The following is a 23535-nucleotide window of genomic DNA, read 5'->3' on the forward strand; positions in this document are numbered from 1 at the left end:
TCAGCGCCCGACGGTCAGCATCGCCTTTGCGCGTTGCGCGACGGGTCGCAGTGCAGGAAAGACCTGGAGCAACGTGCGCCCGACCGGCTGGGCCGCCTGCCAGACACGCTGCCTGAATGAAGAGCCCCCGCGCTGTGAACCTGCTGCGATGCGCCGTTTGCCTGTGCCACCGCCGTCGCGCCGTGGCGTCGAGTCCGCGCGCGGCCCCGTGCGCTGGTCCGCGTAGAAAATGGTCCAGTCAAGCAGGGTCTGCGCTTGTTCGAGAGTGGGGAGGGGCGAGTACTGAGAAGGCAGGGAACCCGCGATCAGCTGTTCGTACAGGTGGGCGAAGTCGTACGATCGTGCCCGCTGGGCAGCGATCAGCGATGCAGCCGAGAGTCGCTCGTATCTCTCGGCAGACGCGAAGACCGCAGCGATCTGGCGGGCGAGAATTGCGGCGTCGCCCTGCGGGACCGAGACCACCCCGTCATTCCCCTGAACCACCATCAACCAGGGCAACTCGTACATGAACACCGGCAGACCCCGGGCTTGAGCTTCGGCGATCGTGAGCTGATAGCCCTCGATCACGCTCGTGGTGACGAAAGCATGGGCGCCGTCGATCGCGTCGATCAGCTGCTGTCCCCGCTTCTCCCCGACGGCCTCGATGACGTCCCCGAGATCGCGCACACGCGCGAGTTCGTTGAATCGATCTGAGGTGAGATCGCCCCCGTCGGGGCCGATCACCGTGATGTGGAAGTCGATTGAGAGCCTGCGAAGCTGGTGCGCGACATCGATCAGATCTGTGACGCGCTTTGTCCGATCATCAAGCCGACCACACCACACGAGCTCTATCCGTCCGTCAGGGCGTCTGCGCGCGAACGCCTCGCCCTGTGATTCGATCATCAACGGCGATGGCGGGTTCGGCAGATAGACGGTGCGCACCACACCGCGCAGCTTCCAGAACGCGACATCGAGCGGCGACAGGGTGACCGTGGTAGCCAGGAGCGGCAGAGACTCCTTCAGCAGCCCGTGCATCCCGCTGCCGTCGTAGGTGGGCCGCCCTGCGAACGAATGGATCCACCCGATCGTCGCGACGCCCAGGGCTCGCGCCGTGAGCGCGTACTCCGGCCAGTCTCTCGAGTACATGACCTGATGATCGATGATGAGGTCGACAGCGCGCGATCGGCAGATCGCAGCCCATTCCATGAGTCGCTCCGGCAGACCGCGCCCGACCATCTCGACGAACTCGACGCCCTCGGGCACGAGGTTGCGGTTGCTGTTGAATCTTCGAGCGACGATGAGCACTCGATACCCGGCTTGCCGCAGATACGCGGCCTGCGTGAGCAGCACATTCGAGACACCGCCCGTCGTCAGTGAGCGGGTCGTCAGCATGACGCTGCGGACGGGGGCGGCGCCCAGCTCGATCGGCGCACTGTGACGCCTCAGCGCCGAAAGCGTCTCGGGGTGGAACCGTGCTGCCGCCAGGACGAGGTCGACCGGGGGAGCGCAGGTGTTCAGGTGTGCCAGCACGTCATCCGTGAGGTGTGGAGCCGTGTGTCCCAGGAGATGGGAGAGCACGTGTCCGATGATCGACAGTCGTGCGGAGTCGTAGGCATCGAGCAGAATGCCAGGGTTGCTGCGGGTGCGTGCGATCGAACGGACCGCGGATGCGATGCTGTCGATCGATCGAATCGCGTCGGCGTAGAAGTACGCCTGATCTACGGTCTCGACCACCTGCCCGCTTCCGCCTCGTCCGTAGTGATAACGGTAGAGGCGGTCGTCGATCGAGACGTAGCTGTTCGCAAGCGCCGCGACCAGGAACAAGAGAGGCAGGTCGTTGACACGGGGGAGCGCAAGGTCGGTCGGCAACAGTTCGTACGCTTTGCGAACAACCGCAGTGCGGAACAGGAAACGCCAGAGCTGCCCTTGCGCAGGCTCGCCCGACGGGAAGAGCCCTCCGAGAACTCCGGTTCCCGAAAGCGCGCTGTGCTGGGGAGCGAGTCGCTTCTGGTATCCGCCGACGATCCGTCCATCAGGCGTCACGACTTCAGTGCCGAATCCGACAAGGTCAGCATCGTGTCGCGTGGCGGCCGCAAGAGCCTTCTGGGCGGCATCGGGGAGCAGTTCGTCGTCGCCGTCCAGGAAGAGCACGTGCGGCGCAGCTGCTTCGATGACCCCCGCGCGTCGCGCTTGCAACGCGGTGAGGTTTCGCGGATGCCGGAGGAGCCGGATGCGCGAGTCACGTTCTCGGAATCGCTCGACCACGTCGGCAGTGCCGTCCGTCGAGGCGTCATCGACACAGATGATCTCGACCTCGGCGAGCGTCTGGGCGAGGCAGCTCTCCAGAGCCGCCGCAACGGTCTCGACATCGTCGAACAGTGGAATCACGATCGAGACGCGGGGCGCGGTTGGCATGGAGGACTCCGGAGATCTGTGGGAATACGCGGGCCACACGTTCGATGTGCACCGGGCTGGCTCGTTGCCATCCTATGCGGGAGGGTCACGACTCTCGGAGTGGCGTCCGTGTGGGCGCGCGGGTTCGGACAGCTCAGCGCGCGCCGAGCCATCCCTTCGCGCGGTGCGCGAGCGGCTGCAGCCCCGGGACGCGCCGCAGTGTCGCCCGGCCGAGCGGCGCGGCCGACTGCCATACTCGAGCGCCCCACGTCGGCGAATCGGGGGCAGCGCCGGGACGCCGTGTCGCACGCTGGGCGAAGAACACCAGCAGGCCGAGCAGTTGTCGGGCATCGTCGAGCGTGGGCTGCGGTGAGAACCTCGGCGGAAGCGCACCGGTGACCACGTCGCGATAGAGCTGAGCGAAGTCGAAGTCGCGAGCCCGCGACGCAGCGTCCAACGAGGCCAGCGACAGCTGCGCGTAGTGTTCGGGGTCCTCGAGCGTCTCGGCGAGTCGGGAGGCGAGGCCCCGTGCGTCGCCCTGCGGCACCGCGACGACTCCGTGGTTCTCCTGCACCAGCGTGAGCCAAGGCAACTCGTACATGAACACAGGCAACCCCCGCGCCTGCGCCTCGGCGATCGTGAGCTGGTAACCCTCGATGATGCTCGTCGAGACGAAGGCATCTGCCGAGTCGATCGCGGCGACCAACGCAGCCCCTCGCAGCGGCCCGACGGCGGCGACGGCGTCGCCGACTCCCCTCCGCCGTGCGAGCGCGTTGAGCTTCTTCGCTGTGACGTCGTCCCAGTCGGGGCCGATGATGGTGAGGTCGAAGGGCACGCCCAGAGCGCGTAGCTGCACGCCCACCTCGACGAGCTCACTCACCTGCTTGGTGCGCTGCTCGAGTCGCCCCCACCACACCAGCTTCAGTCGACTGGCCGGAGCGGGCTTCGCACCGGCGTGAGCCGCCGACTCGAGCATCAGGGGTGACGGGGGATTGGGCAGGTAGGCCACATGCTCGATGCCGCGCAGCCGGAAGTAGGCTACGTCGAGCGGCGACAACGTGACGAGCTGGGCGAGCGTCGGGCTGCACCGCTCGATGAGGGTCAGCCGGTCATTGCCGTCGTACACGGGTCGGGCGACGAAGTTGTGCAGCCAGCCGATGGTCGCAGCGCCCTCGGTTCGGGCCACGAGCGCGAACTCCGGCCAGCTGTCCATGTAGAGCACCTGGTGGTCGATGATCACGTCGACCTCATGCGCTCGGCAGATCTCGGCCCACTGCGCGAGCTGGGCCGGCAGCGTGCGGGAGGCCAGCTCGATGAACGGGATGCCGGTGGGCAGCGCGCTCGCGTCGCTCCCGCCGTTGCGCGCCGCGACGGTCACGCGGTATCCCGCTTCGTGCAGGTAGCGCGCCTGCGAGGTGAGCACCGCCGAGACGCCGCCGGTGCGTATGGTCGACGTGACGAGCAGGATGCTGCGTGCGGGCCGCTCTGGCAGACCCTGCCACGTCGTGTGGAACTTCAGCGCCGTGAGCGTGCCGGGGTAGAACCGCGCGGCCGCGTGCACGATGTCCTGACCGTCGGCGACGGTGTGCAGGTGCGCGAGGGCGCTGTCGAGTACCGCATCGTCGCTGTGCTCGACGAGCTGGAAGCACACGTATCCGATGATCGACAGCCGCACCGACTCGTAGGTGTCGCGGACGAGGCCGAGGTCTGCATGAGACGCGGAGAGGGTCTCGACGGCCGGTCCGATCGCATCGACCGAGTCGATCGCCCCGGTGTAGAACCGCGCCCGTTCGACGGAGTCGACGCGGTGCCCGCTGCCGCCGCGTCCGAAGTGATAGCGGTAGAGCTTGTCGGGAACAGCGGTGTAGCTCGTCGCGAGCGCCGCCGCGAGGAAGAGCAGCGGAAGATCGTTGACGCGAGCCAGCGCGAGGTCTTCCGGGACCAGGGAGTAGGCCTCGCGCAGAATGCGCGTGCGGAAGAGGAATCGCCAGAGCTGGCCTTGAGCCGGCTTGCCCACCGGGAAGAGCCCGCTCAGCACCTCGTGGCCGGTCAACGGACGCTGCGGAGGCTGCAGCCGCACCTCGTAGGGACTGCCGGTGCGGCCGTCGCGCTCGACCACGGTGACGCCGAAACCGACGATGTCGGCATCCGTCGCCTCGGCCTGCGCGACCGCGATCGCCGCGGCATCCGGCGTCAGCTCGTCGTCGCCGTCGAGGAACAGCACACGATCGGCGCTCGCCGCGAGGACGCCGGTGCGGCGCGCCTGGAACGCCGAGAGATTGCGTTCATGGCGCACGACCCGCACGCGCGGGTCGCGTCGCCGGAATCGCTCGAGCACGGCGGCGGTGCCGTCGGTCGACGCGTCGTCGACGCAGACGATCTCGATGTCGACGAGGCTCTGCGCGAGCGCGCTCTCGAGAGCCGTCGCGACAGTCGCGTCGTCACCCGAGACCGGCATGACGATGGTGAGCTGAGGGCGCGGTGTCATCGCGCACGAGTCTATCCGTGGGCCGGGATAGCCTGAGGGCATGAAGATCGCCATCGCAGGGACCGGATACGTCGGCCTGTCCAACGCCGTCATCCTCGCCCAGCACCATGAGGTGTTCGCCGTCGACATCGACCCCGCGAAGGTCGAGATGCTCAGCCGCAGAGTCTCGCCCATCGCCGATGTCGAGCTCGAGGACTACCTCGCCACGCACGAGCTCGATCTCACGGCGACCGTCGACGCCGAGGAGGCCTACCGGGACGCCGACTTCGTCGTCGTGGCCACGCCGACGAACTACGACGAGGTGACCAACTACTTCGACACCTCGTCGGTCGAGAACGTCATCGACACCGTGCTCGCCGTGAACCCGGACGCCGCGATCGTGATCAAGTCGACGGTGCCGGTGGGATTCACCGCGCGCATGAACGCGGAGCATGGGCAGGCGACGATCGTCTTCTCTCCGGAGTTCCTGCGAGAGGGGCGCGCGCTGCACGACAACCTCTATCCGTCGCGCATCGTCGTCGGCGATCGCGGCCCCGTCGGCGAGGCATTCGCCGCTCTTCTGCTCGAAGGGGCGATCGCCACCGACGTGCCCGTGCTGCTCACCGAGTCGACCGAGGCCGAGGCGATCAAGCTCTTCGCCAACACCTACCTGGCATTGCGCGTGGCGTACTTCAACGAGCTCGACACCTACGCAGTGGTGCACGGGCTCGACACGAAGCAGATCATCGAGGGAGTGGGACTCGACCCGCGCATCGGGTCGCACTACAACAACCCATCCTTCGGCTACGGCGGATACTGCCTGCCGAAGGACACCAAGCAGCTGCTGGCGAACTACTCGAAGGTGCCGCAGAACCTCATCGCGGCGATCGTCGATGCCAACAGCACCCGCAAGGACTTCGTCGCCTCCGACATCCTCGCCCGAGAGCCCCGGACCGTGGGCGTCTATCGCCTCGTCATGAAGTCCGGGTCGGACAACTTCCGCGCGTCGTCGATCCAGGGCATCATGAAGCGCATCAAGGCGAAGGGCGTCGAAGTCGTCGTGTACGAGCCGTCGCTCGAGGAGGACGAGTTCTTCCACTCCGAGGTCGTTCGCGATCTCGACGAGTTCAAGTCCAGGGCCGATGTCATCATCGCCAACCGCTCGACGGATGCGCTCGACGACGTCGTCCATAAGATCTACACCCGCGACATCTACGGTCGCGACTGAACCGGCGCTCAGACGCCGGATAGTCGCTGGGGTAGCATGTTCCGATATGCCGCCCTGGCGCTTGGACGTCTCGTGTCGGGGTAGAGAGAGGTAGAGGAATCCGAATGGGAGCGATTGCTGCGCCCGCGGTTGCCGGTCTGACCGAGGTGGGAACCCGCCCTCGGCTCGGCGGCTATCTGGCAGAAACATGGCGACTTCGCGCGTTCGCAGTGCGGCTGGCAGGCAGCCGTCTGATCTCGGGTCTGTTGCCGAATCGCCTCGGTGTGCTCTGGATCGTCCTCAAACCGCTCTCGCTCGCGATCACGTATGGCGTGATCTTCCACTTCATCCTCTCGGGTGCCGCCCGGCCCGAAAACTACGTGCAGTTTCTTCTCGTCGGCGTCTTCGTCTTCGAGTTCTTCACAGGCTGCTTTGGCAGCGGCTCGAAGTCGATCACCAGCAACAGCAAGCTCGTCCAGAGCTTCGGCTTCCCGCGCATCCTGCTCCCGATCTCTGTGATCGCCGAGCAGGCGATGCGGATGGTCCCGGTGGTTTTGATGCTCGGCATCCTTCTGCTCATCCTCGGCGAACCCATCGCCTGGTCATGGCTGCTGGTCATCCCGATTCTTGCGGTTATGGGCGTGTTCAATCTCGGAGTCGCCCTCGTGGTCTCCCGGATTTCAGTGCGCACGCGTGACGTGCAGCAGCTTGTGCCCATCATCAGCCGCGTGTTGTTCTACGCCAGTGGCATTTTCTTCGACCTCGATGGAGCGCTCGCCGACCTCCCGACGCTGCTGACTATCGTGCACCTCAACCCGATCTATGAGTTCATTGCCATCGCACGCGACGTACTGCTCGAGGGGTACACAGCTCCGCTGCTCGCGTGGATCGCAGCTCCGATATGGGCACTCGGAATGATCGTCGGCGGCGTGATCTACTTCTGGCGGGCTGAACCGAGGTATGGCCTCAGTGACTGATCTTCTTCTTCCCGGACAACAGTCAGCCATGGCCGATCAGACGCCTCGCGCGATGATCGTGGCTGAGGACGTGCACATCGATTACCGCGTATACGCGTCGGGTAAAAGGGTGACGGCCCGCGAATCGTTGATGAGTATGCGCTCGATCCGAGGAGGACGTGACCTCCAAACGGTCCCCGCACTGCGAGGGGTGAGCTTCACGGCATCAGAGGGCGAGTCGATCGGCGTCGTCGGGCACAATGGCTCGGGCAAGTCGACGCTTTTCCGGGCGATGACCGGTCTCATCCCGCCCTCGGAGGGGCGCATCTTCGCCCGAGAGCGCCCCGTGCTTCTCGGTGTGAACGCGGCTCTCGTGCCCGAGCTCTCGGGCGAGAACAACATCCGCCTTGGACTGCTGGCGATGGGCTTCACACCGGAGGAAGCGGCCGAGCACGTCGACGAGATCGCCGACTTCGCCGAGCTCAACGACTTCATCTACCACCCCATGCGCACATACTCCTCAGGCATGGCGGCACGGTTGCGATTCGCGATCGCATCGGCGAAAGCGCACTCGATCCTCCTCATCGACGAGGCGCTCGCCGTGGGAGACCGGCGATTCCGCACCAAGAGCGAGAAGCGGATCAACGAGCTGCGTGCCAGCGCCGGTCTCGTGATGATCGTCAGCCACTCCACCGGCTCGCTGAAGGAGACCTGCGAGCGGGTGCTGTGGGTGCACAAGGGCGAGCTCATCGCCGACGGCCCCACTGACGACGTCATCGCCGAATACATCGACTGGACGAAGAACCCGGGGTCCAATGCCGTCGGTGCGGCCTCCGCGCCCAGGCCCTCGACGAAGAACGCGCCCGTGACCGTCGCTTTCGATGCCAGTGGCGTTGATGACCCGCAGGGCGCTCGGTCGACGAGCGGTGCCCCCGTGGCGGCCGCGATCTCGTCCGACGCCGGAGAGCCGCGCGCTCTCGCCCGGCGCGACAGGCACCGTCGGGCCGAAAGGCGCACGAGGAAGCGCAGTGCCCTGCTGATGGTGCTCTCCGGCGTCGCCGTGCTGCTCGCAGTCGCCGCCGGTGCGATCATCGGCACGCTCAGCAGCGTCGCGGCACCGGCAGGAGCCGAACCGTCCACGCGACCGACGCCTCAGCAGTCCACTCCTGCGGCGGACCCCGTGATCAAGAGCTTCACCGCGAATACCGCGACAGTCGAATGTGCCTCCGAGGAGGCCGAAGACGCACAGGTGCTGCTGAGCTGGCAGATCGACGACGCGGAGAGTGTGGCGATCGGGGCAGGAGATGCGCAGGTCGACGCGCTCGAGCTTCCTATCGCCGCAGCGCTGCCGGCGAATCTCACCGATCGTGCCGTTCCCTTCTCCTGCGCGACCGAGAGCGTCGTCTACACAGTCACCGCCGAGAACGAGGATGGCGTGCGAGTCAGCGCACCCGTCACGGTCACGCGCGTGCTGCCGGTCGAGACCGAGGAACCCGACTACGAGGAGTCGCGGCCTGTCCCGCGGCCCTCGCAGCCGAGCGAGCCGGAGCCCGAGCCGGTCGTTCCGTCCGACCCCGCGCCTCCCGGAGAGACCGAGACACCGGCGCCGCCGACCGACCCAGGCACGGACCCCGGAACCGGCACGGACCCGGGCACCGGCACGGATCCTGGAACTGGCACGGACCCCGGCACTGGCACGGACCCTGGAACCGGAATCATCATCCCCTGATCGTCACGGTATGTTCACTGCCGCGGGCATCCGAGAACCGTCCTCCACGGAGGAGCGAGGAGATCTACCTCATGCGCCGCCGGGATTCACGATCGTCCAAGGCGTCCCGAGCGACCCGAACCTTCGTGTCGCTGACCGGCCCCGCCGGCAACATCGGTGACGCGCTGATCCGCCGCGAGACCCTCGAGTGGTCGATGGGCACGAGCGACGAGCTGGTCGCGTACACGGGGGATGCGCCCGATGTGTGGCTGAGGCAGCTGGGCCTGCCTGCTGAGGCCATCGTGCTGCGGACAAAGAAATCCGTGCCGCGCTGGCTCCGGCTGCTGGTTCTCGCTCCTCGTCGCCCCGTGCTGGTGTTCGAAGCCGGTGAGATCCCTCTCGACCGAGGCAACGGGCTGCGAGAGCTGGTCTTCCTCGTCGAGACCCTCATCGTCCGTCTCAAGGGAGGGATCGTCGTCCGTCCGCCGCGCGGTATCCGCGCGCCGTCGCAGCCCGCTCTCGCCATTCATCGCCTGGCAGCTCGTCTCTCGCAGGTGACGCTGTGGCGCGACGAGGCGACGCTGAGGACCGCGCGATGCGGTCGGCTCGCGCCGGACATCGGATTCTCCGCCGGCTCGCGCCTCGGACTCCCGTGGGGCGAGCGCCCCGAGCTGCTGGTGAGTCTGCGCGGCGCGCGTCCTCTGCCGGATGCAGACTGGCTCGCTGCGGTGCGTGAGGCCGCTGAGCGCGCCGGCCTCTCCATCCGTACCGTCGTCCAGGTGCGGGAGGACGAGAGTCGAGCGCGAGAGCTCGCACAGCTGCTCGGTGGTGAGTTCGAGGCCTGGGGCGACACCGATCCGCTGGCTCAGGAGGAGCGCCTCCGGCAACGCTACGACGCGGCGCGGATCGTCATCAGCGACCGCATGCATGTGCTCGTGCTCGCCGCTCTGAGCGGGGCGGTTCCGCTCGAACTGGTTCCCGGCCCCACGATGAAGATCACGAAGGCCTTCGCCGCCATCGGACTGCACGGCGTCTCCGTCGACTCGTCTGCGAGCGATCCGACTCGTATGCTCGCTGCGCTTCTGCCGACGCCGGAGCGCGCATCGGAGGTCTCCGAACGCGTGCGTCACGCGGCGGCGACTCTCGAGGGCATCCAGCACGAGATCCGTGACGCCGTGCGCAGGGCGCGAGCATGACCGATGCCACGGGGCGAGCGGGCGCCTCGCCCGCTCGCATCCTGTTCCTCTCGCACAGCCATCCGTTCGGCGCCTTCCGGGTCGGCAGTCACCACTACGCTCGTGTGCTCTCCCAGCGTGGAGCGGACGTCGTGCATCTGAGCACTCCGATCTCCCTCGTGCATCGGCTGACCGGACGAGTGGACAGACAGCAGCTGGCAGGCGTGCCGCGCCGCGCTCGGCGAGACGACGACGGGGTCCTCCAGGTCGTCCCGCGCACGATCCTGCCGGCGCCGGTCGGAGCCCCCAGCGTGGCTCGGATGCTGGAGCGTGCGGGCATCTCCGCAGGATTCGACGCCGTGCTCATCGATCAGCCACTTCTCTGGGACCGCTCCGTGCGATCGCTCTCGGAGCGCGTGATCTATCGACCCACCGATCTGTACGCCGGTGGGCTGAAGAACGCGCTGCAGCGGCGCATACTCGCCGAGGTCGACGGTGTCGTCGCCACCTCCGACGAGGTCCTGCAAGGGCTCGGAGCGCTGAACGTCCCCTCGCTCGTGCTGAGCAACGGGGCTGAGGTCGCACGCTTCACACAGCCGGCTGCCGAGGATCGTCCCCGTCCGGCGCGGTGCGTCTACGTCGGGGCGCTCGACGATCGCTTCGATTGGGAGCGCGTCGAGGCCTGGGCCCGAGCGCGGCCAGAGGTCGAGTTCGTCATCGCCGGCCCCGACCGCCGACCGCCGCGGCCCGTGCCGTCGAACGTCGACGTCGTCGGCCCCGTCCCCTACGCCGACGTTCCGGCGCTGCTGCACACGGCGCGCGTCGGCCTCCTGCCGCTATCCGACAGTCCCCTCAACGCCGGTCGGAGCCCGATGAAGCTCTACGAGTATCTCGCGGCAGGTCTCGCCGTCGTGGCGCGCGAGACGCCCGGCCTCCGCGCCTCACCCGATCTCGGCATAGAGGTGTACACCGACGTCGGCGACGCGGATGCCGCGCTGGAGCGCGCCCTGGGGCACCCGTCACCGAATCGTGCCGGTGGTCAGGCTGCGTCCTCCGCCTCGTGGGAGCACAAGACCGATTCGCTGGAGGAGTTTCTCCGGTCGGTCCGGCGACGCCGAGCGTAGTCAGTCGAGCAGTCTGGTGATCGTGTCCGAGATGATCGCCGCGGTGCGGTTCCAGTCGTAGCCGTCGGGCGGAACGACCCGTCGCTCGGTGACCACCGCCTCGGTCAGCGCGCTCGCCCACTCCTGCGCATCGTCAGGGGAGGTCACCGCGTGACCGCGATCTTCGACGATCTCCGCGACCGATTCGCACCCGGCCCAGTACACGACCGGCGTTCCGCAGCGAATCGACTCCAATGCGGGAAGACCGAACCCTTCCAGGGTCGAGGGCATCACCGTGGCCGCCGCGCCCCGGTAGAGGTCCGCCAGCTTCTCGTCGTCGACGCCACTCACCCAGCGCACTCTCGTGTCGACGCGCCGGTGCGCCGCCCTGGCGTCGAGGGCGGCGATCTCGCGCTCGGGCACGACGGCGACCAGGCGAACGTCGCGCGCCGAGGCCAGGGCGTCGAGCACGACGTCGAGGTTCTTGTGGGCACGGCCGTTGCCGACGAACAGGACGTAGGGGTCAGACTGCTCCGACGTGCCTGCGCGCGGGTGGAACGCATCCGAGCATCCGTTGCCCGCGTTCACGATCTCGACGTCGTCGTCGTTCACCCATGAGCGGAGCGCTCGAGCCGATGTCTCGGAGACCGTCAGCACGACACCGGCTCTGCGCACGACGTTCCTGATCGGGCCGGAGTAGTAGGCGGCGAACTTCCACCGCCCGAGCCCCGGGCTGCTCAACTGGATGAGATCGTGCAGCGTGAGCAGTTGCTTTCGAGCACGCATGAGCGCGCCGTAGCCGGGCGAATAGACGAGAGCGCTGGGAGCGGCGGCGGCACCCACAGGGCGGATCGCATCGACCGCGGAGAACGGTGTCCCACCGAGGTGCAGGGGTTCCCAGGGCAGGGACAGTCGGGGGAGGACCTCTGCGGCGTAGCGGCCGATGCCGTGTGCGCCGCGGTATCGGTCATCCACGAGAACGGTCATGCGCTCCTCGCTTCCGACGGGTGTGCGCCGTCGACCGACTCCGCCACCCACTCCCTGATGCGATCCGCGAACACCGCTTCGGAGAACTTCATCGCCTGCGCGCGGCACGCGTCGGGTGAGACAGCGGCGGCCACCTCGACGGCTCGGCGCAGCTCGTCGCGCGTCCAGCTCTCGACGAACGCGCCGGTGGTGCCTTCGACGATGGTCTCGGTCGTGCCGCCCACGGGTGCGGCGATCACCGGTCGACCTGCAGCCATGGCCTCGACCGGAACGATGCCGAAATCCTCGACCGCAGGGAAGACGAGCGCGGTGCAGCGCTGCAGCAGCGCGCGGTAGAGCTCCGCTCCCGGCGACCTCACGAAGAAGACCCGACCCGGGGCGCGCTCCTCGGCGAACGAGCGCAGACGATCCTCATGCGGTCCCGCACCCGCGAGCACGACCGGCACGTCGGCGGCGATGCCGGCCTCGATCACGAGGTCGAGTCGCTTGTAGGGGATGAACCGCGAGAAGCCGAGGAGGAAGGTCTGGGGCAACTGCGCGAGCGCGTCCTGGTCCCTTTCGTCCGGTTGCGGTGAGCGGAGGAAGCCGGTCACATCGACGGGAGGGTGGATCACCGTGCTCTCGCGATGCCATGCCTCGGCGATGCGCTTCTGCACGAACACGCTGTTCGCGGCGATCGCGACGGGCTCCTGGCCCCTCCGTCGATCCAGCCCCTTCAGCAGCGTCGCAGCGGCCCTCGCGGCCAACGTGTTGCCGCGCACATCGAGCTCGGGGTTCCAGATGTAGCGTGCCGGGGTGTGTGCGTACACGAGCTTCGGAGCGCTGCGCCCGGCGCCCGCGAATCTCGCGTGGTGCGCGAAGAGGTGCGAGCTCGTGAGGATCCACTCCGCGTCGACGCGGGGGAGCGTCCGCCAGGCGAGCGGCATCAGCCCGACCGCCGCGGCCTTCCGTCCGCGCAGCGGTGTGCGAGCCAGCCAGGTCTCGCCGTCGACGACGAAGCGGCCCTCGCTGTCGTTCCACAGGCAATAGCGCGCCGCGTCGGGGAACACCTCGCTCAGAGCCTCGAAGACGTTCTCGGAGCCGCCTCTCGGAGCGAGCCATTCGTGCACCAGCACACCGCTCACGGCGTCGACCTCGCACCAAAGGGCACGCGGGCGCGCCATGTCGGTGGAGCCTCTGCACGCATGCGTCGAGTCTAGGGAAGTTCTCGGAGCGCCAGCCGCCGCGGGCTGTCAGCTTCGTCTCGACTTCGACCCGATATGTTGTAAACCGAACATTCCGGGGGAAGGGCATGATGGCGCTGCGCGCGACGAAGAAGACGATAATCATCGCGAGCGCGGTCACCGTGCTCCTTGTCGGAGGAGGTGCCGCTGCTGTGATGGTCATCTCCGGGCAGCAGGCGCAGCCTCGCGCCGATGCCTCTCCTGAGGCTTCTCCCGAGCCGGTCGTCACCGAGTCGCCGGCCGTGGTTCCGGTGACGAATGTGGCACGCGCATCGGTCGACGGATGGACACTTGCAGACCGCAGAGTGGTCGGCGCGGTTCTGCCCGAAGTCGGCGACGCCGCGCAGGGCGCTGTGTCTCTGCGGGTGGATGCCCCCGCTGACGACGCGGACATCGTCGCCGCCACCGCTCCCGTCGCACTCGCGCCGGACACGGAGTACACGCTCAGCGCCTCGGTGCGGGTGCTCGCCGAGGAGAAGACCGAGACCGGTGTTCGCCTGACCGCGGGGGGCCAGACCTTCACGCTTCCCGAGCTGGATGCGGAATGGGAGACGATCGAGTTCCCGTTCACCTCGACGGCCGATCAGCCCGCCGCATCGACGTTGGATGTCGTGCTCTCCGGTGCCGTGCGCGGGTTCGGGATCGACGACGTGTCGATCACCGCGGCCGGCACCGACAACCTCGTGCCCAACGGCTCCTTCGAAGCCGTGCAGACTCCGGCGGGCATCGTCAACGACTCACTCGTCATGACGGATGAATCCGCGGTTCTCGCCGTTTCCCTCGCTGAGGGACCCGTGCAGTGGAGCGCCACATCGACGGCCGGCGGTGAGCCGATCACCGGCGAGTTCGGGTCCGCAGGCCCTCTCTCCGCCCTGCCGTTGACCGGCGTGACTCAGGGGCACTACACCGTCGCCGTCAACGACTCCTCCGGGCGGCAGATCCAGACGGACGTCGCAGTGATCGACGCCGACGGCTTCTCGATGAGCCAGGACGGGCGCTTCGGCGTGGGAGCCCACGTCGAGAAGGAGGCCTTCATCGGCACCGGATCTCTGGCGGCCGCGATCGGCTTCGCCGAGGTGCGCAACGACATCTCGTGGGAGCGGAACGAGAAGGTCGCCGGCCAGTACGTGTGGGACCAGAACTATGTGCGCGAGTTCGAGCGCATGCACGCGAACGACGTGAAGCTGCTGGGCCTCGTCGTGTACGGCAACAGGCTCTACGGTGCCAGGAAGGCGCCGGGCAACGAGGCGGCGATCCAGGCATACGGCGCCTATGCGAAGGCCGTCGCCGACCGGTTCGATCTCGTCGGTCTCGAAGTCCTGAACGAGTTCAACCATCGCGAGAACGACACGGCCTGCGGGCCGGCCCCCGCCTGCTACGTGCCGATCGCGCAGGCCGTCCGCGACCACGTCAGCACGGCGTATCCGGACCTCCCCATCGTCACGGGCTCCACCGCCCTCTACGACAGCGAGTGGTTCACCGGGTTCTGGCAGGCCGGCGGCATGGCCGTGACCGACGCGGCGAGCTACCACCCCTACGAGTCGTGGATCAATCGCGACGCCGATCTGATCGCCGGCACGGTGCAGCAGTCCTACGCCGACATGCAGGAGTTCGCGGGGGAGACGCGGCCTGTGTGGGTCACCGAGATGGGATTCCCCACGCATTACGACGGGGTCTCCGTGCTCGAGCAGGGGCAGATGATGGTGCGCAACCAGGCCCTTGCCTTTGCAAACGGCGTGGAGAAGTACTTCTGGTACGACCTCGTCAACGACGCTGCCGACCCCGCCGCGGGGGAGTCGAACTTCGGACTCTACGAGAACTCGCCGCGAGCGGACGTCGTCGCTCTGGCTCCGAAGCCCGGGGCCTTCGCTCAGGCGCTGATGATCACACAGCTGCGCGACAAGGCCTTCGCCTCGGATGAATCCGACGACACGACCACGGTGGAGGTGTTCGGGTCGGAAGGCGACGAGACGCGCATCGCGTGGGCGAAGCAGGGCGAGGTGCAGCGCACCTTCGCGTCAGACGTCCCTCTCAACGTCACAGATATGTCCGGAAACACGGAGACGGTCGAGCCGGAAGACGGCGGGGTCACGCTGACTCTCGGCGCGTCTCCGATCTTCATCTCCTCGGTGGCCGAGTGAGTGCCGCCGAGGCGGCCCCAGGCGCCGCCGGTACAATTCACCAGATCATTCCCGCACGAAAGGTACGTCGTCCATGAGCGCAGCTCGTCAGGATGCGCAGGGCATCGATGAACAGCAGCCGGGCCGTCAGCGTAGGCGGCGCCGAATCTGGACCGTTGTCATCCTGGTCATCATCGCCTTCCTTGTCGCCGTGTGCTGGGTCGGGCTGCGTGCCATCACGGTGAAGGATGGGCTCGTCGAGAGCCAAGACCTCATCACGGAGATCCAGGGCGGCGACGTCGACGTCGACGAAGTACTCCCTCGGTTGTCAGAGAGTGCGGCCAGCGCTGGCGCAGCAGCATCCGATCCGGTGTGGCGGGTCATGGAGTGGATCCCCGTCGTGGGCGACAACCTCAAGGGGGTGCGCCTTGCGGCACAGTCGCTCGATGCTCTCGTCAACGGTGTCGCGGTGCCCGTGATGGGTGACGAGGATTCCACCGGATCGATCACGGAGCGGCTTCTCGATGCCACCGACGACCAGGCGCAGCACATCATCGGGCTCGCTGACGGCCTGGAGTCCGTTTCCCAGTCGCCCTTCCTCGTCTCGGTGGTGCGCGAGGGGGTCGATCAGGTCGACGAGGTGATGTCGACGGCCGCCCCCATGATCGGCGTCCTTCCGGAACTGCTCGGAGGCGACGGCGAGCGCAACTACCTGCTCGTCTTCCAGAACAACGCCGAGACGCTCGCCCTCGGCGGCAGCGCTGCCGCACAGACTCTCGTGAAGGTCGATGAGGGCTCGATCTCGATCGGGGCGCAGGGCGACAGCGGCAATTACCAGAACGGCGTCGCCGTCGACGTCGACGTGCCCCCGAACGCCATCGAGCTCTACACGAGCTATCTCGTCGACCACATCAACACGAGCATGAGCCGCCCCGACTTCCCTACCGCGGCGAAGATCATGCGCGCCTGGTGGCAGCGTGACATCGCCGACGACGAGATCGCCGGCGTGATCTCGATCGACCCTCTTGCACTGTCTCGGATCCTCAAGGCGACAGGGCCGATCGAGCTCGCTTCGGGTGAGGTTCTGTCCGAAGAGAACGCGGTGTCGCTGCTGCTCAGCGAGGTCTATGGGCGCTGGGACTCCTACAAGGAGCCCGAGCGCGTCGATGGATTCTTCGCCGATACGGCGGCGGCCGTGTTCGACAAGATCGCGACCGGGGACTTCGATCCGAAAGACATGCTGTGGGCGATCACGGAGAGCGCGTCGCAGGGCAGCGTGCTCGTCTGGAGCGATGACGAGCAGGTGGCCGACGCGATCGAAGGCGCCAGGATCAGCGGAGTGCTCCCGACGGTCAACTCCGATACGACGACTGTCGGCATTTATTTCAACAACAGCAACGGCTCGAAGATCGACTACTTCACGGAGACCGCGACGACGGCCACGGCGATCTGTGAGGCGGGCAACACGACGTTCACAGCCACGGGTTCGCTCACGCTGCCGCTGACCCAACGTCAGGCCGAGGCGCTGCCCCGTTATGTGCAGAGCATGACCTTCGGCGCCCGCTTCCGTGACTGGATCTTCATCTACGGTCCTCCGGGAACGACCCTGAGCGACGCCACCTTCAACGGCGACGAGGTGTCGGTCATGCACCGCGACATCGATGACCTCGGCCGACCGGTCGTCGCGTTCGAGGCGTGGTTCGACCCAGGGGACTCGATCGATGTGACGGCGACGTTCGTAGGATCAGACGGCGATTACGGACCGCTCGCGGTGCAGACGAACCCGATGGTGCGGGGAGAGAAGCCCGTAGTCACCGACGACTGCACCGGCTGAGGTCTATCCCCGGCTCGGCGGCAGCCCGATATACTTGCACGCGTTCTGGCGTCAGCGCAGTCAAGGGGGGTGAGTGTCTTCGTCGTTCAACTCGAGCACGGTGGCTCCAGCGCCGCGCGTGAGCCGAGGAACACCGCCCCGGTGCAGATGAAGAAAGCCCGGCGAGTCGCATGGACTCGGCTCTACGCGAGTCGTCTCTTCTACAACGACGTCGTCGTCGTCCTGCTCACGCTGATCATCTCTTCCCTCATCGTGCTTCCCGGGTTGCTGACCGGTGTCTTTTGGCCGGGGGGGCCCCGAGTGTCCTATCTCCTGGTGCTCGCGGTGATCGGCATCCTCTGGCTGATTGCTCTCGACGCGACCGATTCCCGCGACCGTCACACGGTCGGGCACGGAGCGGATGAGTACCGCCGCATCGTCAACGCATCGGTCGCCGTGTTCGCGGTCACCGTCGCCATCGCGTTCTTCCTCGGCATGGAGGTCTCGCGCGCGCTCGTCGCGGTCGTCTTCCCCCTCGGACTCGTGCTGCTCCTGCTGTCGCGGTGGATGTGCCGACAGTGGCTGCGTGGGCGGCAGAAGACGGGGCGGTATCTGCACAGGGCGGTGGTGATCGGCGAGCCGTCGAAGGTCGCCCTCGTGGGACGCGAGATCCGGCGTGCCAAGAGCAGCGGGTACGAGATACTCGGGGTGATCACCGAGACCACCTCCGCTGCCGACATCTCGGGCTTCGAGGTGCTCGGCGACATCGCGAACGTCGAGAGAGTGCTCGACGAGGTGCGCTTCGATGCGCTGATCATCGTCGGGTCCGATGATCTCGACCCACTGACGATGCGCCGCCTGGGATATTCGGTGTCCGACCGCGACATCCAGCTCATCATGGCCCCGGTGCTCACCGATATCGCCGGACCTCGTATGCATGCGACGCCCGTCGCCGGTCTGCCTCTCGTGCACGTCGACTTCCCGCGTATGGAAGGTGCCAAGCGCTTCCTCAAGCGGGCCTTCGACATCGTCGGCTCCTCGCTGCTGCTCGTGGTCATGTCGCCGGTCTTCCTGATCGCCGCCATCGCGATCCGTATCGACGGACCCGGGGGCATCTTCTTCCGTCAGGAACGGATCGGCCGCGGAGGGCGCACCTTCGGCATGCTGAAGTTCCGATCGATGGTGGCGGACGCCGACGATCAGCTGGCGACCCTCCTCGATCTGCAGGGCGATGCAGGAACGCCGCTGTTCAAGATCAACGACGATCCGCGCATCACAAAGGTCGGGCGCTTCTTCCGCAGGCACTCCATCGACGAGCTGCCTCAGCTGGTCAATGTGTTCCTCGGGCACATGAGTCTCGTAGGACCGCGGCCCCAGCGTGCCACGGAAGTAGCGCTCTACGACGACTTCGCTCATCGCCGCCTGCTCGTCAAGCCCGGCATGAGCGGACTCTGGCAGGTGAGCGGACGCTCGTCGCTGTCGTGGGAGGAGACCATCCGCCTCGACCTGTACTACGTCGAGAACTGGTCGCTCATGCAAGACCTCATCATCCTGTTCCGCACGGTTCGCACGGTGGTCGCCCCCGGTTCCACCGCGCACTGAACGCGGGTCGCCGAAGATTCCCGGCGACTGTCCGCGTCGCATCCACGGCTGAGGCTCGTCGCTGGGTACATTCAAAATCATGAGATCCCCCCTTGCTCGGTGTGTCGCCGCGAGTGCTCTGGTCGTCTTCCTCGTCGGTGGTGCCTCGGGTTGCGCTGCGCTGCCGAGCGCGTCGAGCCCGGTGCCGACCTCGACGGCCTCGACTCCCGATCCCAGCCCCTCGGCCGCAGACCCCACTCCCGACCCCTCGGCCAGCCCGGAGCCCACGCAGGCGCCGGCTGATGACTTCGGCGGGTTCGCCAGCGACGAGCTGGCGCAGATCTGCATCGACGCGACGCTCTCGGCATTCCCCGCCGACGTCGCCTTCACCATCGAAGACACCCGCATCGAGAAGCGGTCGGTCACTCCAGAATGGCTCGTGCTGGTTCCGGCGCAGGCCTCCGGGCTCGAGGCGCAGGCCCAGTGCACGATCGGAGGCTCGCCCTCCGCGCCTGAGCTCGGCATGTCGTCGGCATCGCTCGAGCCACTCCCGGAGGAGCAGATCGAGAACCTGATCCGCGGCGAGAACGAAGGCGGCGACCGCTAGTGTGCGACGCGGGGGACGCTGAGCCCTCGGCGAGCCGCTCACCACAGCCGCTCCTCTCTCGGCGCGCGATGCTGATCGCCGCCGGCGGGGTCGTCGGGGCTTCCGCCGTGGGGTGGGACCTGTTCTCGCCGGGTCTCAGCGCGACCGCGGCGGGAGCCTACCTTCGGCCGTGCGGCGAAGTCCGCATCTCGAGCTCCTGGCAGGGGCACAAGAACCGGAATCCGCCCTCGGGCGAGCCGGGCACCGACTATGCGGTCATCACCGGCACGCAGATCAGGGCGGCCGCGAACGGAGTGATCGTCGACCGGAAGGATTCGACGACGACCGCGACCGGACGCTACCTGGCGCTCCGGGCAGACGACGGCAACTACATTCGTTATCTGCACCTGCAGTCGAGCACGGTTCCGTTGGGCGCACGAGTCGCTCGCGGACAGGTGATCGCCTACTCGGGCGCGTCCGGTTTCGGCAGCGAAACCGGTTACGGCCCCCATGTCCACGTCTCCCTCTGGATCGGCGGCACGCCGCTCCAGCTGGGATTCACCAACTCGGTCGACTTCGAGAACTACGTCGAAGTCGAGCCATCTCAGCCCCCAGCGGAGGATCCCGTGCCCCTTCATCAGTCGACGACGTACGCATGGAACACCGTGGTGCCTCATGGCGTCTGGACCCCGATCCGCGTGACACCAGGGCAGTACTATTTGGCGACCACGGGTTCGACCATTAAAGAAACAGGCGACATCACCATCTACCTGAGCGCGACCGGAGTCACCCACGGCTTCCAGCTTCGCGTGATTGCGGATGTGCTCAACGGCTCTGGTGCCAAAGTGGGGGCTGCCGCGCAGCCCGTGGTCGAGATTCCCGCGACGCGCGATACCGCGGCGAACTCTCAGACTTTCGGTCAGTATGCGCTTCCCTATTTCCTGTCCGGCCCGCTCCGCTTGTACGCGCAGATCCGTGCCCTGAACCCGGGCATCAAGGTGCAGGAGGTGACAGTCAAGAAGAACTTCTGGCAGTCGTAGGGTGCATGTCCCTCGCGGGCGCGCGAGTCCACGGCAGCGGCGTCCCCGCCTGAAATACTTCCGCCCATCACCCGTTGCGTGCAGAATGAACGTGCGTCGGGGATCCGCCGCATCAGAACGCACACAAGGGGGCCCGCATGGGTATCGATGAGACTGTCAACAAGGGCAAGGATCTGTACGAGCAGAACAAGGACAAGATCGCCGAGGCAGTGAAGAGCGAGCAGGCGGAAGACATCAGCGACAAGGTGCTCGACGGCGTCGCCGACTTCGCCAAGAAGATCGCACCGGGTGCCGCTGACAAAATCGACGAGATCCGCGACAGCGCCGACAAGGCCGTCGGCAACGAGTGAGACCACGCGTCTGAGACGCAGAGCGGCGACTCCCCCCACCGGGGAGTCGCCGCTCCTCTGCGTGCGGCACCAAGTATTCGGCCCGCCGGTATCGCGTTTCACGACCGGGTTCCCTTAGAATGGATGACGATCGCCTGGGGAACTTGCGATCAGGGATGTCGAAGGGGTTCGACTTCCCGAATTCACGCGGTTCGCCGCGTCAAACTGGGGATAACGATTTTGGGGATCATCGTGCGACGCGCGCACTCTGTGCGCTCAGACGTCTTCCCGCCCGCGCGGCGGTCTTTTCGCCGCGCCCTCGGTCGAGGAACCCGGCGTCCCTTCACGCCGGAGTCCTCGCGTTCGGTGTGCCCCCTCGCACTGAACGCCCTCCCCAAGCGGGGCGAGGCATGGGGATGCCTCGCCCCGCTCTCCTCAGCGCGCTGAGGGGTCGTCGGCGGCGTCGATCAGAGGCGCCGATCCGACGGCTGGGGTGCGCACTCAGGGGATGCTCAGCGACTGCGACACGCCCGGGTTTGCGCAAGTGAAATCGGCCGTGGCAGAATAGACAGGTTCGACATTCCGGCGCGCTCAGCGTCAGCCGGATCACCATCACGACAGTGCATAGGCGGCGCAGACGCGCAGGGACCTAGGCCGCGGGTGGCAGAACGATCCCGACATCTTCATCACGAGGGCTTCGCCGTGCGCGGCGGAGGTCGGACATCCGCTCGCCGAGGCGTGCGGGATGACAGCAGAACAGTGGTGCAGCAGATCGACTCGCGAGAGCCGTTCGAGTGCCGAGGCGCGAACAGCGCCGACGTGCGTCCAATGCCCCTGGGTCACCCGGCCCAGGTCGGTAAGACGCTTAAAGAGAGAGAGCAGACAATGGCGGGACAGAAGATCCGCATTCGCCTGAAGTCGTATGACCACGAGGTCATCGACACGTCCGCACGCAAGATCGTCGACACCGTGACCCGTGCGGGCGCAACAGTCGTCGGCCCCGTGCCCCTTCCGACCGAGAAGAACGTCGTGTGCGTCATCCGGTCGCCCCACAAGTACAAGGACAGCCGCGAGCACTTCGAGATGCGCACCCACAAGCGTCTGATCGACATCGTCGACCCGACGCCGAAGGCTGTCGACTCGCTGATGCGTCTCGACCTGCCTGCCGATGTCAACATCGAGATCAAGCTCTGAGGTCGGACATGGTTGACATCAACTCCAAGATTTCCAAGGGCATGCTCGGCACCAAGCTCGGTATGACCCAGGTGTGGAACGAGAACGGCAAGCTCGTTCCCGTCACCGTCATCGAGCTCGCCTCGAACGTGGTCACGCAGATCCGTACCCCCGAGAAGGACGGCTACAACGCCGTGCAGATCGCGTACGGCCAGATCGACCCGCGCAAGGTGAACAAGCCGCTGACCGCCCACTTCGAGGCCGCCGGCGTCACGCCGCGTCGTCACGTCACCGAGATCCGCACCGCGGATGCCGCTGACTACTCGCTGGGCCAGGAGCTCACGGTCGACGGCACCTTCGAAGCCGGTCAGCTCGTCGACGTCGTCGGCACGAGCAAGGGCAAGGGCTTCGCCGGTGTCATGAAGCGTCACAACTTCAAGGGCGTCTCGGCTTCGCACGGTTCGCACCGCAACCACCGCAAGCCCGGCTCCATCGGCGCATCGTCGACCCCGAGCCGCGTCTTCAAGGGCATGCGCATGGCCGGCCGTATGGGTGGCGAGCGCGTGACCGTCCTCAACCTCACGGTGCACGCCGTCGACATCGAGAAGGGTCTGCTGCTCGTCAAGGGCGCCGTCCCCGGTGCTCGTGGTCGCATCGTCTACGTCCGCAACGCAGTGAAGGGTGCCTGATCATGGCTGACTCCACTCTCGCGCTTGACGTCCTCAAGGCAGACGGCAAGAAGGCTGGCTCGATCGAGCTTCCCGCCGAACTGTTCGACGCCAAGACGAACATCCCGCTCATCCACCAGGTCGTCGTCGCGCAGCTCGCGGCGGCTCGCCAGGGAACCCACTCGACCAAGCGTCGCGGTGAGGTCTCGGGTGCAGGCCGCAAGCCCTTCAAGCAGAAGGGCACGGGTAACGCCCGTCAGGGTTCGATCCGCGCGCCGCACATGACCGGTGGTGGAATCGTGCACGGCCCCAAGCCGCGCGACTACTCGCAGCGCACCCCCAAGAAGATGATCGCCGCAGCCCTCCGTGGTGCACTCAGCGATCGCTTCCGCGGGGACCGTCTGCACGTGATCGACACGTTCGGCACCGATGGCGCCCCCTCGACGAAGGCAGCCGTGAGCTTCCTCTCGCAGGTCGCCACGTCGAAGAACGTCCTGGTCGTCATCGTGCGCAACGACGAGCTCGCGCTCAAGAGCATCCGCAACCTCAGCAACGTTCACGTTCTGACGTTCGACCAGCTCAACGCCTACGACGTTCTCGTCTCCGACGACATCGTCTTCACCCAGGCCGCGATCGAGGGCTTCATCGCCTCGAAGTCCGGCGCCAACCAGGAGGTCTCCGCATGAGCGAGCAGGCATCTGTTCTCCAGACGGCCCTGAACAAGGACCCGCGCGACGTCATCCTGAAGCCGGTCGTGTCCGAGAAGAGCTACGGTCTCATCGACGAGGGTAAGTACACCTTCCTCGTGGACCCGCGCGCTTCGAAGACCGAGATCAAGCTCGCCATCGAGAAGATCTTCGGCGTCAAGGTCGCAGGGGTCAACACCCTCAACCGCGTCGGCAAGGCTCGTCGCACCCGCTTCGGCACCGGCAAGCGCAAGGACACCAAGCGCGCCATCGTGACCCTGAAGTCGGGCACCATCGACATCTTCACGGCAATCGGCTGATCCGGGGGATAAGGACAATA

The 23535-nt window shown here is 66.7% G+C and carries 19 protein-coding genes; 15 read left to right on the top strand and 4 right to left on the bottom strand.

Features of this window, described 5'->3' with window-relative positions; translation table 11 throughout:
- Complete coding sequence (locus tag AB0P11_RS08220) at positions 1 to 2394, bottom strand: glycosyltransferase (protein ID WP_363521175.1); 2394 nt, start codon at positions 2392 to 2394, stop codon at positions 1 to 3.
- A 133-nt stretch (positions 2395 to 2527) separates the two neighbouring features.
- Complete coding sequence (locus tag AB0P11_RS08225; RefSeq protein WP_363521178.1) at positions 2528 to 4861, bottom strand: glycosyltransferase; 2334 nt, start codon at positions 4859 to 4861, stop codon at positions 2528 to 2530.
- Positions 4862 to 4901: 40 nt separating this feature from the next.
- Here AB0P11_RS08225 and AB0P11_RS08230 point away from each other — a divergent pair, with 40 nt between their 5' ends.
- The 5 genes from AB0P11_RS08230 (at position 4902) to AB0P11_RS08250 (ending at position 11010) form a co-directional block, all read left to right on the top strand.
- Positions 4902 to 6068: a nucleotide sugar dehydrogenase gene (locus AB0P11_RS08230; protein ID WP_363521181.1), complete on the top strand. Its 1167-nt coding sequence runs from the start codon at positions 4902 to 4904 to the stop codon at positions 6066 to 6068.
- 104 nt (positions 6069 to 6172) lie between these two features.
- Positions 6173 to 7024 (top strand): ABC transporter permease, encoded by an 852-nt coding sequence (locus tag AB0P11_RS08235; protein WP_363521183.1) that lies wholly within the window; start codon positions 6173 to 6175, stop codon positions 7022 to 7024.
- A 28-nt stretch (positions 7025 to 7052) separates the two neighbouring features.
- A complete protein-coding gene (locus tag AB0P11_RS08240) occupies positions 7053 to 8732 on the top strand; it encodes an ATP-binding cassette domain-containing protein (RefSeq protein ID WP_363521186.1) in 1680 nt (559 codons plus the stop codon).
- Between the two features lie 71 nt (positions 8733 to 8803).
- Complete coding sequence (locus tag AB0P11_RS08245; protein ID WP_363521188.1) at positions 8804 to 9907, top strand: hypothetical protein; 1104 nt, start codon at positions 8804 to 8806, stop codon at positions 9905 to 9907.
- Positions 9904 to 11010, top strand: a complete 1107-nt coding sequence (locus AB0P11_RS08250) for a glycosyltransferase (protein WP_363521190.1) — start codon at positions 9904 to 9906, stop codon at positions 11008 to 11010. Before AB0P11_RS08245 ends, AB0P11_RS08250 begins: the two co-directional genes overlap by 4 nt.
- On the opposite strand, the gene AB0P11_RS08255 is transcribed toward AB0P11_RS08250, so the two are convergent.
- Both AB0P11_RS08255 and AB0P11_RS08260 read right to left on the bottom strand, forming a co-directional pair.
- Positions 11011 to 11976: a glycosyltransferase family 1 protein gene (locus tag AB0P11_RS08255; protein ID WP_363521193.1), complete on the bottom strand. Its 966-nt coding sequence runs from the start codon at positions 11974 to 11976 to the stop codon at positions 11011 to 11013.
- On the bottom strand, positions 11973 to 13139 hold the full coding sequence (locus AB0P11_RS08260) for a glycosyltransferase (RefSeq protein WP_363521195.1): 1167 nt from the start codon (positions 13137 to 13139) through the stop codon (positions 11973 to 11975). The genes AB0P11_RS08255 and AB0P11_RS08260 overlap by 4 nt, the downstream gene beginning before the upstream one ends.
- Before the next feature lie 128 nt (positions 13140 to 13267).
- Between AB0P11_RS08260 and AB0P11_RS08265 the strand changes: the two genes are divergently transcribed.
- The 10 genes from AB0P11_RS08265 (at position 13268) to rplW (ending at position 23515) form a co-directional block, all read left to right on the top strand.
- On the top strand, positions 13268 to 15340 hold the full coding sequence (locus AB0P11_RS08265; RefSeq protein ID WP_363521198.1) for a hypothetical protein: 2073 nt from the start codon (positions 13268 to 13270) through the stop codon (positions 15338 to 15340).
- Between the two features lie 73 nt (positions 15341 to 15413).
- Positions 15414 to 17153, top strand: a complete 1740-nt coding sequence (locus AB0P11_RS08270; RefSeq protein ID WP_363521201.1) for a DUF4012 domain-containing protein — start codon at positions 15414 to 15416, stop codon at positions 17151 to 17153.
- Positions 17154 to 17222: 69 nt separating this feature from the next.
- Positions 17223 to 18734, top strand: a complete 1512-nt coding sequence (locus AB0P11_RS08275; protein WP_363521204.1) for a sugar transferase — start codon at positions 17223 to 17225, stop codon at positions 18732 to 18734.
- 79 nt (positions 18735 to 18813) lie between these two features.
- Complete coding sequence (locus tag AB0P11_RS08280; RefSeq protein ID WP_295102469.1) at positions 18814 to 19320, top strand: hypothetical protein; 507 nt, start codon at positions 18814 to 18816, stop codon at positions 19318 to 19320.
- Between the two features lie 68 nt (positions 19321 to 19388).
- Positions 19389 to 20339, top strand: a complete 951-nt coding sequence (locus tag AB0P11_RS08285; protein ID WP_295102471.1) for a M23 family metallopeptidase — start codon at positions 19389 to 19391, stop codon at positions 20337 to 20339.
- A gap of 137 nt (positions 20340 to 20476) precedes the next feature.
- Positions 20477 to 20689, top strand: coding sequence for a hypothetical protein (locus AB0P11_RS08290; RefSeq protein WP_053099214.1), 213 nt, complete (start codon positions 20477 to 20479; stop codon positions 20687 to 20689).
- Between the two features lie 864 nt (positions 20690 to 21553).
- Positions 21554 to 21862: a 30S ribosomal protein S10 gene (rpsJ, locus tag AB0P11_RS08295; protein ID WP_017201594.1), complete on the top strand. Its 309-nt coding sequence runs from the start codon at positions 21554 to 21556 to the stop codon at positions 21860 to 21862.
- Positions 21863 to 21870: 8 nt separating this feature from the next.
- A complete protein-coding gene (gene rplC, locus AB0P11_RS08300) occupies positions 21871 to 22530 on the top strand; it encodes a 50S ribosomal protein L3 (RefSeq protein ID WP_053097486.1) in 660 nt (219 codons plus the stop codon).
- A gap of 2 nt (positions 22531 to 22532) precedes the next feature.
- Positions 22533 to 23195, top strand: coding sequence for a 50S ribosomal protein L4 (rplD, locus tag AB0P11_RS08305; RefSeq protein WP_053097485.1), 663 nt, complete (start codon positions 22533 to 22535; stop codon positions 23193 to 23195).
- Complete coding sequence (gene rplW, locus AB0P11_RS08310; RefSeq protein WP_053097484.1) at positions 23192 to 23515, top strand: 50S ribosomal protein L23; 324 nt, start codon at positions 23192 to 23194, stop codon at positions 23513 to 23515. The genes rplD and rplW overlap by 4 nt, the downstream gene beginning before the upstream one ends.
- Positions 23516 to 23535: the final 20 nt, after the last annotated feature.

Origin of the sequence: Microbacterium sp. NPDC079176 (assembly GCF_040686675.1) — a bacterium.
GTDB lineage: Bacteria > Actinomycetota > Actinomycetes > Actinomycetales > Microbacteriaceae > Microbacterium.